The sequence below is a fragment of the Methanotorris formicicus Mc-S-70 genome (assembly GCF_000243455.1).
GTDB classification, from domain to species: Archaea; AGJL01; Methanococci; order Methanococcales; family Methanococcaceae; genus Methanotorris; species Methanotorris formicicus.
In genome coordinates, this window is record NZ_AGJL01000057.1 from 1 (window position 1) to 10,468 (window position 10,468).

Below are 10,468 nucleotides of genomic sequence, written 5' to 3' on the forward strand. Positions count from 1 at the left end.
ATTTATCTATTTGATGGGAACTACCGTTTTTATTATTTTTAAATCTTAAATTTGATTGTATGAATTTATCCTATTTATAGTTGTTTGTGTTAGATTTGGAAAAATGCTAACGCTCATTCTCATCTACAATTACCCATATAATCAAAAACCCAAGGCTCTATGTTGTAGAGAATGCTGTTATGAATCCAACAATTTATATTATAAATAATCCATCTGAAAATTTGAAAGCCATAGAAAAGGTTGAAGTTGTTAGATTTATTGTTCCAAGTACTGAGTGGAAATTTAAAGGAGTTCCAAAAAAGATAAAATTAGATAAAAAACTAACTTAAAACTGACAGTGTGATTACAATATTCCCCTCTTTATTAGTTCTTTACTACACTCTTTAACCACTTCATAAAACGATAGTCCATATTTGTATCAAATATTCTATGCAGTTTGATACTATCGCTATAAACCTAACAAACCCAATATTGCTCTTTTCAGACGTTAGATAGTTTCCTTCGATTTCTAAAATCGATTTATCTCTTCGCTTGCGGAGCAAGCGATCAGTGAAATACCTAGTATTTCACCCAATCGATGTTTTCGCCTTGTGATAACAGGCGAGTTACGAAAAACCGATTTAAGTACTACCTATTTCTATTTTTTGGTTTTAATTTTAATAGTGTTAAATTACACTATCAGTAACTCACTATCAAAAATTCCTAAAGACTTCTTAATTATTCTATGTGGGATTTTATGCATTACTTTCATTGATAAGTTTCTACACATTTATCTACAATTATAAATCGAATTGGTTCTCTGAACTACTAACAATTATGTTAGGTAATGGAGGTTGAAGATGAGCATTTTTAAATGTCGTATTCCTCATCTTTACAGTTTTTCATTTTATCTTCTGACTTTATTGCAGCACTTACAACCATCTCTCTAACATTTTTAATTTCTTTTTCAAGAATGCTGAGAACTTCATGAGACCTTTTTCTAATGCTATCCCCTCTGTTTCTACTGTAAGGGCATTCGTCTTTATCTTTATAGTATTCAATACCACATTCATCAAGTGCCTTTACAATATCCTTTTCAGAAATTGGGAGGAGTGGTCTTATTATGGTACAAGGTTTTAGTGTTATTTTAAACTCCCTATAATCTACAACATTTTCGTAGAACTCCTTTATTGGCTTAAGTGATTTTATAGGACATCCTTTAAGGATATTTGCCAATACTGTATCTGAGTTATCCTCTAAGGTATGTCCAAATGCAATCTTAACTTTCCTCCCTTCTTTTTCTTTTAAGTTCTCTGCGTAGTTTGTCAATAAATACCTTCTTATAATTGAGCAGGAGAAGCATGGAGAATATTCAATGCCACTATCATTCTCTGATAAGATTTTTGATAATTCAACAACGTTCTTATCACATTTTAAAACTTTATGTGGGATATCCAATTTTTTACAATGGTCTTTTATGAGTTTCATCCCCTCTCTATCTTCACTCCAAGGTCTAATCCCATCTATGTTTAAATCAATTGTAATCGCATGAATATCTATCCCATACTTCCTCCTGTATGGCTCTAACACATGTAGTAGCATTAAACTGTCCTTTCCCCCACTTAATCCAACCACCACAATATCCTTTGGGATTATTAATCTGTTCCCAATTATGAACCTTCCAACCTTTTTTGAAACCTCTTCGTAGGTTCTTGAATATACCACAGGAATACCAAAATCTCTCTCTATCTTGTTCATTTTCTCTCTTGATAATTTTGCCTCTCTCCTATTGCAGACTAAAATTTTATCTTCTCTTATTGTTAAATAAGATGGATTAGCGTATCTTTTTAATTGTTTTATGTTTATCAAAAACATCCCTCCGATAACTAAACTTAAGATTAATCGTTCTTTGAAAAAAATTAATAATTACTTAACAATGTTAAGTATTTTGTATTTATATTTTACTATCAAAAAAGTTTGAATTAATTACTTAAATAGATTTTATTTTTGAATTCAATATCAACTTCATCCCCTACACTCAAATCGACATCTTCTTTTAAGATGCATCTCAACTGATTACCTTTAAAATCAACAATAATCTTTTTATAAAATCCGCAATCTATAATACTTATTATTTTTCCTTCTTTTCCACTACAAACTACAACCTCTTCAGGAGACACTGCAAACTTCTCCCCGTCAATTTTAACAATATTATAACCCAAAAATTTAACGACCTTTTCATTTTTTGGTTTTTTAAATATCTCCTTGTTTCCAACCTCCACAAGTTCCCCATCCATGAATATCGCTATCTTCTCTCCAAGTGTTTTTGCCTCAACAAAATCATGAGTTACATGAATCACTGGAAGGATTTCACCTATCCTTTTTAACTCACCAATAATTTTTTCTTTATTATTTATATCAAGTGCAGACGTTGGTTCATCAAGTAGTAGTAAATTTGGCTCTAAAACCAAAGCCCTTGCTAAAGCAACTCTCTGCTGTTCTCCACCACTTAACGTTGCTGGCTTCCTATTCAAGAGGTGTTTTATATTTAAAAATTCAGTTATTTCTTCAACTTTTTTATCGATCTTTGATTTTGGATATCTTATAATCTTTAAACCATAGGCAATATTCTTATAAACGTTCATATTTGGGAATAATGCATAGTTTTGAGGAACGTATCCAAAATTCCTCTTTTCAGGAGAAAGGTTTGTTATGTCTTCCCCATTGAAGTATATTCTTCCGAAATCTGCCTTTAAAATTCCTGCTATGCATTTTAACAGGACTGATTTTCCAGCACCACTTGGGCCTAAGATAATACAATATTCTTTGTCAATCTCTAAATTTATATTTTTTAATTGAAATTCCTTCCATATTTTTGAAAGGTTTTCTACTCTTAACAATATCTCTCCTCCTATTTATTTCCTTCTAACCAACCTAAGTAACGCAAATATTGCAATACTCACCAGAATCATAATCACTGCTATTGGTTTTGAGGCTGTTAATCCAAAATTGTTAAATCTCTCCAATATCAAGACAGGCATTGTTTTTGGGAAATATGCAACTATTAAGATTGCTCCAACCTCACTAATCCCCCTTGCAAATGTTAATATACTTCCAGACATAACGTTGTTGTATATGAGAGGAAGGGAGATGTTGAAAAACGTCTTTATTTGAGATGCCCCCAGTGTTCTTGAAACATGCTCAAGTTCTTCATCAACCATCAAAAAACCATCTCTCACACTATTTACCATAAAAGGCACACCAACAAACAACATAACAACCACAATTCCCCAAAAGTTATCAACAATATATGCCCCAAAATTGTTAAAGATATTTATAGGGTTGTTACAAAAGAAAGATAAAATCATAATCCCCACAACAGAATGGGGTATTGCCATTGGTAAATCTACAATCGCCTCAACAAAATCTTTCCCTTTAAAATCATACCTTGCCAATAAATAGCCGAGTGGGATACCAAAAAACAACGCTATAAGGGTTGCTGTTGATGCAGCGTATAAACTTACAAGTAATGAATCAATGACATCTCTATCCATCAACGCTCCAGTAACATCCCCTGGATTTAGGAGCATATTTATTATGGGTAGGATAATGAATAAAATCAACATCAACGAGATAATAAAGAGTGAGATAAAAAACATCCTCATATTATCACCAAAAGACCATCTTATAGAGGTAATTAAAATATGTAAAATATATAAAAGTTATGCTCATCAAATTAGATTACATCAATTGGTGAAATTATGATAACAGTAGGAATTGACCATGGAACTTCTGGAGTTACAACATGTATAAAGGATGGAAATGAGAAGATTATTTTCAAATTGAAGAGAACGGAATTTAAAACCAAATCATACATTGAAGAATTAAAAAAACATATTGATTTGGAGGATATTGATTTAATGGCTTTAACGTATTCAATGGGTGATGGGATAGATAAAATCCTCCCTATAGAAAAGGTGAAAAATAGAGGGGTTGTGAATATTGAAGGAGTTGGAGAAAAGGTTGGAGGGGGAACTAAGGTTTATGATGAAATAAAAAACGCAAATATTCCTGCAGTTGTTATTCCTGGCTTGCATAGGGGAATAAAATGCATGGATGAAAGGTTTAAAGCATTATATTCCCACATCGCTTCACCAGAGAAAATATCCATTGCCTACAACGCATACAAAACCTTTGGATTTGAAAATTATATATTGTCTGATATTTCATCAAACACAGTAACTTTGTTAATAAAAGATGGGAAGATTTTTGGGGGTTTTGATGCCTGTATTGGAGCAATAGGCATGTTGCATGGTCCATTAGATTTGGAGTTGATTAGAAAAATAGATAGTGGAGAGATTACAGCAAATGAAGCATTCTCAAAGGCAGGGGCTGTAAAAATAGCGAAACTATATAAGGGGGTTGAAGATACAAAGATGGCAATAATAAATAACTATTTCAATGACGAAAACTGTAAATTGGCAGTAGATTCATTAATATTAAGCGTAGTTATGGAGATAAATTCATTGATGTTTTTAAATAAGGGAAAAAATGTTGTTTTGGCAGGTTCTATAGGGACATTAAAACATCCAATAGATATTCCAAAGATGATTAAGGAGTATGTTGATGGGAATATTTTTATTTTAAGTGGAGAAAGTGGGGCAATAGGAAGTGCAATGATAGCGGAGGATATTTTGAAAGGAAAAAGGGATATTTTGGGGATAGAGGTTGAATTTGAATAAATATAGTTGTTTATTTTGATATAAATTATGACAATAATTAATTCTCTTTAAAATAACACTTTTTTATTCTAAATTAGGAAGTTATATATAGTATTGTGAAAAAAAATAGTTATGTCCTTTAATTTGTTGTGAGGTGGAAAAATGCTTTCTAAATATTTAGTTAGAGACATAATGAAGAGGGGAGTTGTTGAAGTGTCTTTGGATGATAAAGTATCTGATGTTGTTAAAAAAATGGCTGAAAATGATATTTCATCAGTTGTAGTTTCAGATAACCAAGTATTTTGGGGGATTATTACAGATACCAACATATTGAAACATTATCATGAGAATTTAGATGCTTTAAAGGCTGAGGATATAATGAACTCAAAAATAATCACAATAAGTCCTGAGGCTCCGCTTGAAAAAGCAGTTGAAGTTATGGAAGAAAATAATATTCACCATTTATATGTCCATTCTGAGTGTGATGACAAAATTGTTGGGGTAATAAGTTCAAAAGACATTATAAAATTAATGGCAAAACTAATGAAATAATTGTTCTTATCCCATTCTTATTTTTATTATTCTCATTTTTTGTAAATTTTAATTGGTGAACATGATGGATATTATAAAAGAAACTTATGAAAAAATAAAAAATATGGAAATTCGGGGAGCGGGGAGGATAGGTAGGGCAGCGGCATACGCTTTAAAAGAATACGCAGAAACTATAATGTATATGGATGATGAAGAATTTAAAAAGAAAATTATTGAAGCGGGGGAATTGTTGAGGTCTGCAAGACCTACTGCCGTATCATTACCAAATGCAGTTAAATATGTTTTGAATGGTTTAAAAGATGAAAATCCAAAAGAATCAGTTATAAAAAAGGCAGAAGAATTTATAATCTCTTCAAAAAATGCCACAAAAAATATTGGTAAGATTGGGGCTAAGAGGATAAAAGACGGATATACAATTTTGACGCACTGCAATTCAGAGGCAGCAATTGAAGTTATAAAAACAGCGTATCATGAAGGGAAAGATATTAAAGTTTTCTGCACTGAAACAAGGCCAAGAAATCAGGGCTATTTAACAGCAAAGGCACTTTGTGATGAGGGGATTGATGTAACGCTTATAGTAGATTCTGCGGTTAGATACTTTATAAAAGAAGTGGATATTGTTGTTGTCGGGGCAGATGCAATAACTGCCAATGGATGCCTTGTCAATAAAATAGGAACATCTCAAATTGCTTTAATAGCACATGAAGCAAGAGTTCCATTTTTAACATCTGCTGAAACCTACAAATTCCACCCAAAAACAATTGTTGGGGAATTAATAGAAATCGAAGAAAGAGACCCAAAAGAAGTTGTTGAATTTGATGGAAAATATAAGAAAATAAAAATAAGAAACCCTGCCTTTGATGTCACTCCTTCCCAATACATCGATGCAATTATTACTGAAGTTGGTTTAATCCCACCACAGGGGGCATGGTATATAATTGAGAAGTATTTTGGATGGATTGAACCATGATTTGATTGTAAAATATATTTTCTATTTTTGACTAAATTATGTTTGGAAATGGTATATTTGGGGTGGATTTATGAAAATTAAATCCATTGAAGTTAAAAATTTGTTTTCTTATGATGAGTTTAAGATTGAGTTTAATGAGGAAATATTGCTGTTATTGTAGGTCCAAATAATGCAGGGAAGACAAATTTATTTACTGATAGTGTGATTTAACAATATTAACTTTAAAACCAAAAAATAGAAATATGTAGTGCTTGAATAACTCGTTAAAAAACGGTGCATCTCCTATGCTAGCAGCACTTAATAGTATACTCACTAATTCTATAAATAGTTTAGGATTTAACTGTTCGGAGGAGTTATCTAAGTTCGCACAAGTTAGAACACTAACGCCAATAAAAACTATCAAAGCATTTTCAGAGTATGTCTCGGGAATTCACAGAACGACTATCGTTAAAAACCTACAAAAACTATCAGAAAATGAGTTTTGTTTGTATACTCAACTATCCAACCTTCTCGATATTTTTGATGACAATAGATTTAAATACACTGCAATAATCGATTCAACGCTACTAAGGAGATGGAGTAAAAAGGTTTATGGTTGCAATATTCGATATAACTACATCGAAAGACATAGCAAACCATATCAAGAGCAGATAAACTGCTGTATTTATCACGAAAAAAGGGATATATTCGATTTACACTACAATAAAACCACTTGGCAAAAAATCCACAGACATATTCATCGAAATTATTAGATTCTTAACTCATATAGATATCGGGACGGTCGTAGGAGACACTTTTGTAACGACAAAGAAAATTATGAAGGAATCTAAAGAATTGGGAATGGAATATATTGGTAAACTTAGGAAAAACCTGATAGTTGAATATTTCGGTAAGAAGGTTAAGGTAGAAGGACTATTTAAGAGGGATTTCGAGAAAGAAAAGCTTAAATTAAGGACTATTAATGGAATAAAGTTTAGATTATCCGAGAAAGTGGTCAATATTCCCGATGTTGGTAGAGTTAAAATCGTTGCAGTGTTGATGGAAAATCAGAAAAAACCTAAGTATCTGGTCTCTACAAACCATAAAAAGAAGGCAGAGAACATAATAAGCGAGTATATGAAGAGACCAAAGATAGAAGAAAAGCATAGAAGAGATAAATCGATTTTAGATGTTGAGGGAAATTACCTAACGTCTGAAAAGAGCAATATTGGGTTTGTTAGGTTTATAGCAATGGTATCAAACTGTATAGAATATTTAAGCCACAAATATGGATTATCATTCTATGAAGTGATTAAAGAGTGTAGTAAAGAACTAATAAAGAAAGGATTCTCGTAATCACACTGTCAGTCAATTAACTATTGACAAAATAGGGTATGGAAAATTCAGATATTTAAATTTTCGTTATGTCCTATTGGACAATCTTTTTTAAAACTTCAATTACTTTTTTTGTATTATTGTCAATCCCTTTAACAGAAATTATCTCGTTGTCCCATTCAATGGGGTTCTTTCCTCTCCAAACTGAACTTATCTCCCCAATATATTTAACATCAATTTTCCCAAATACAACAGAAGAAACATATAGAAAATCTCTAATGTTCTCCCAGCGAACTTCTTTTTTAATATTCCTAAAATTTGCATAAATAGGAATTATGTCATCTAAATAACTCAAATTATGGAAGAAATTTTTATCTGAAGTTATTATAAGTAGTTCTCCCTTTTTATTACCCAAAAATTCAACAAAAGAATCTTTTATATCGTTATCCCATTTACCATCATAATTGAATGTTATTGCGTTTTTCTCTCTCAACAACTTTAATTGGGACAACCCTAATTTAAACAACCTGTCCTTTGGAGATGGCTGATTTAAATAATCACTATCAGGAGTATCCTTAATTTTAAATCCCCTTTCATCAGTAATCTCCTTAATAACACACTGAGATATTAAAAAGTTTGGAGATATCTTTTCTCTTTGCTTTTCAATAAAATCAATAAACCTCTGTGGAATTTGATTTATTAAAGCATTTGTATCAAAGGTTATATAGTATGTCTTTTTTTCTTTTAATTTGTTCCATAAATATCCAAAAAATTCCTCCTCATTAAACCACTTTTCCCAATCCATCGTAAATCTCAATTCACATATTCCTGAAGCATTTAGAACACTTTTTAAATCCTTGGGATTTCCTACAAAATCACTAAAATTCAAATTCTTGTTAAAAATTTCTATTGTTGCTTTATTTTTATTGCCCCATAAAATAAATTCTACAATTTTTTGATTTTCAACTTTAACCTCAAATTTATATCTACCTTTTAAAAAATAACAATTTAAAATTACCATTATCTCTTTTCTATTGACTTTTAATGATGATTTTCCTTCAATATTTAGAATTTCTCTGCTTATCTTTGTGTTTGTTAATTCACTTTTCATCTCATGCAATTCCTGTAAAGAAAGTGGAATTAAAAATAATGGGTAGTTAATATAACCCATATCTCTCAAATGAAGATAATAAACTCTATCACACTTATACTTATTTTTTCCGTCGCTAACTCCTTCTAAGCCAGCAAACATTGAGAAAGCACTCATAAATTTTCTACCAGGAGTCATATCTATTGCTATTTCATTACCTTCTTTCTTTTCTTTAATTATAATTTCTTTTAACGCATTTGCAAAGGTTTTAAAGTCCTCCTCATTAACTTTATAATCTTCATTTATTTGAATATTTATATTATATGCTTTTGATAAGGTTTCTATGTAGTTTTTAAGGGTTTCTTTATTTTTCTCAACCTTATTGTTCCATAAAAGATAAATTTTGTTTGGGATGAAGGAATCTTTAACAACTGCAAACCATAGTGTGCTAAATACTGCATAAGGGGATGAACCAATGGTTGTTATCCAAACCTTCATATTATCTCCCGATTATTTATTGAATTCATTGATAAATGCCTCTTCAAGTTTTTCAAGAACATTTATTTCCTCATTATTGCTTTCCCTTTTATAAATTAACTTTTTTACGCCATTTTTTTCTTTTATGTAATTTGGAGAATATCTAAGGTATGATTTATCCTTTGGGCAATTTTTGTTGGTTCCCCTTTCATGTGCTTTTATTTCCACCAAATTTTTTTCAAAACCAGCATGTGCTAAAAAATTCCTTATGTTAAATTCATCTGACAAATCTTTTCTAAACTCCCTCAATAAAATCCACTGCCCGCCAGTATCATTGTTTATTAGAATTCTGCATATACTATTGTCTATTTCAGATTTTAAAAATCTATTATTATTTCTAAATAATATTTTCCCCATTTTTGTTATTTCACCCAAAGAGAGTTCATCCTTAATAAACTCATCTACTTTACAAACTTTTGCAGTGAAATATGCCTTAACTAATGCATCAAACCCAACATCCAATCCAATTTTTCTTTTAATGGTCTTGTTTTCTAAACCAACATCAATATTTGAAAGATAAATACTTAAAATTTCGTCGATTATATCTTTTATTTCCCAATCCTCTACATAAAAAGTTGAATATATTAAAGGTAATGCGTAAACAAATGAACTTAAAAATGCGTTTATGTTTTGCTTTTTGTTTTTTAATTCTTTAATTGTTTTGTTGGTATTTAGTTTCTTTCTTATTTCCCCTCTCTCTTTTCCTTCTAAATTACTATCATCAATAAGTTTTTTATCATCAATAGCATCAGTTGAAGAAGATGGTAATATTTCACGATTTTCAACAGTATGTATGTAAAGTTCCTTTTTTCCTCCTTTACTATATGGGTCAGAGTTATAAACATAAAATTTTGCTTTGTTTGTTATTGCCAAAATCCCTAAAAGTTCCTTTATTGCTTTGTAGGTTAATGCAGGCATATAATTTAGCCCATGTGTTATATCCATATGAATTTCAATGTTGTCTTTTGGAATTATTTGAGAAAGTTTATATAAAACATAAGAATAGTAGTCCAACAACCTTCCATTAAATGAACCATTTGGGAATGTTCCAACTCCTGGGCAGACAATAACATCATAATCTTTCATATCTAAATGTCTGACAGTGTGATTACGAGAATCCTTTCCTTATTAGTTCTTTACTACACTCTTTAATCACTTCATAGAATGATAATCCATATTTGTGGCTTAAATATTCTATACAGTTTGATACCATTGCTATAAACCTAACAAACCCAATATTGCTCTTTTCGGACGTTAGGTAATTTCCCTCAACATCTAAAATCGATTTATCTCTTCTATGCTTTT

12 protein-coding genes and 1 pseudogene are annotated in these 10,468 nt (G+C 30.8%); 6 read left to right on the plus strand and 7 right to left on the minus strand.

Annotated elements, in window-relative coordinates:
• Nucleotides 1–179 precede the first annotated feature (179 nt).
• On the plus strand, nucleotides 180–329 hold the full coding sequence (locus METFODRAFT_RS10930; RefSeq protein ID WP_007045151.1) for a hypothetical protein: 150 nt from the start codon (nucleotides 180–182) through the stop codon (nucleotides 327–329).
• A gap of 63 nt (nucleotides 330–392) precedes the next feature.
• Here the strand turns inward: METFODRAFT_RS10930 and METFODRAFT_RS10310 are convergent, their stop codons facing one another.
• From METFODRAFT_RS10310 to wtpB, 4 genes are all read right to left on the minus strand, one after another.
• Nucleotides 393–542 carry a hypothetical protein gene (locus METFODRAFT_RS10310; RefSeq protein WP_245528977.1) on the minus strand — a complete coding sequence of 50 codons (150 nt, stop codon included), beginning with the start codon at nucleotides 540–542 and terminating at the stop codon, nucleotides 393–395.
• 307 nt (nucleotides 543–849) lie between these two features.
• The gene (locus METFODRAFT_RS08320; RefSeq protein WP_007045152.1) at nucleotides 850–1,848 is read right to left on the minus strand and encodes a tRNA lysidine(34) synthetase; all 999 of its coding nucleotides are present in this window, start codon (nucleotides 1,846–1,848) and stop codon (nucleotides 850–852) included.
• Nucleotides 1,849–1,961: 113 nt separating this feature from the next.
• Complete coding sequence (locus METFODRAFT_RS08325) at nucleotides 1,962–2,879, minus strand: ATP-binding cassette domain-containing protein (protein ID WP_007045153.1); 918 nt, start codon at nucleotides 2,877–2,879, stop codon at nucleotides 1,962–1,964.
• A 15-nt stretch (nucleotides 2,880–2,894) separates the two neighbouring features.
• Entirely contained in the window at nucleotides 2,895–3,644 is a 750-nt protein-coding gene (wtpB, locus tag METFODRAFT_RS08330) for a tungstate ABC transporter permease WtpB (RefSeq protein ID WP_048115791.1), read from the minus strand.
• Between the two features lie 96 nt (nucleotides 3,645–3,740).
• Between wtpB and METFODRAFT_RS08335 the strand changes: the two genes are divergently transcribed.
• From METFODRAFT_RS08335 to METFODRAFT_RS10775, 5 genes are all read left to right on the plus strand, one after another.
• Entirely contained in the window at nucleotides 3,741–4,721 is a 981-nt protein-coding gene (locus METFODRAFT_RS08335) for a methanogenesis marker 12 protein (protein WP_007045155.1), read from the plus strand.
• 141 nt (nucleotides 4,722–4,862) lie between these two features.
• The gene (locus METFODRAFT_RS08340; protein ID WP_007045156.1) at nucleotides 4,863–5,252 is read left to right on the plus strand and encodes a CBS domain-containing protein; all 390 of its coding nucleotides are present in this window, start codon (nucleotides 4,863–4,865) and stop codon (nucleotides 5,250–5,252) included.
• A 64-nt stretch (nucleotides 5,253–5,316) separates the two neighbouring features.
• Entirely contained in the window at nucleotides 5,317–6,222 is a 906-nt protein-coding gene (locus tag METFODRAFT_RS08345) for a ribose 1,5-bisphosphate isomerase (RefSeq protein ID WP_007045157.1), read from the plus strand.
• A 284-nt stretch (nucleotides 6,223–6,506) separates the two neighbouring features.
• Entirely contained in the window at nucleotides 6,507–6,974 is a 468-nt protein-coding gene (locus METFODRAFT_RS10935; protein ID WP_007045158.1) for a hypothetical protein, read from the plus strand.
• A gap of 64 nt (nucleotides 6,975–7,038) precedes the next feature.
• Nucleotides 7,039–7,557, plus strand: coding sequence for a hypothetical protein (locus tag METFODRAFT_RS10775; protein WP_007044800.1), 519 nt, complete (start codon nucleotides 7,039–7,041; stop codon nucleotides 7,555–7,557).
• 73 nt (nucleotides 7,558–7,630) lie between these two features.
• On the opposite strand, the gene METFODRAFT_RS08360 is transcribed toward METFODRAFT_RS10775, so the two are convergent.
• The 3 genes and pseudogenes from METFODRAFT_RS08360 to METFODRAFT_RS08370 all read right to left on the minus strand — a co-directional run.
• The gene (locus METFODRAFT_RS08360) at nucleotides 7,631–9,124 is read right to left on the minus strand and encodes a hypothetical protein (RefSeq protein ID WP_007045159.1); all 1,494 of its coding nucleotides are present in this window, start codon (nucleotides 9,122–9,124) and stop codon (nucleotides 7,631–7,633) included.
• 12 nt (nucleotides 9,125–9,136) lie between these two features.
• Nucleotides 9,137–10,258, minus strand: a pseudogene (gene csx1, locus METFODRAFT_RS08365) (CRISPR-associated CARF protein Csx1); the annotation flags it as partial.
• 13 nt (nucleotides 10,259–10,271) lie between these two features.
• Nucleotides 10,272–10,468, minus strand: a 197-nt coding sequence (locus METFODRAFT_RS08370; RefSeq protein WP_007045161.1) for a hypothetical protein, incomplete at its 5' end; no start/stop codon positions are given.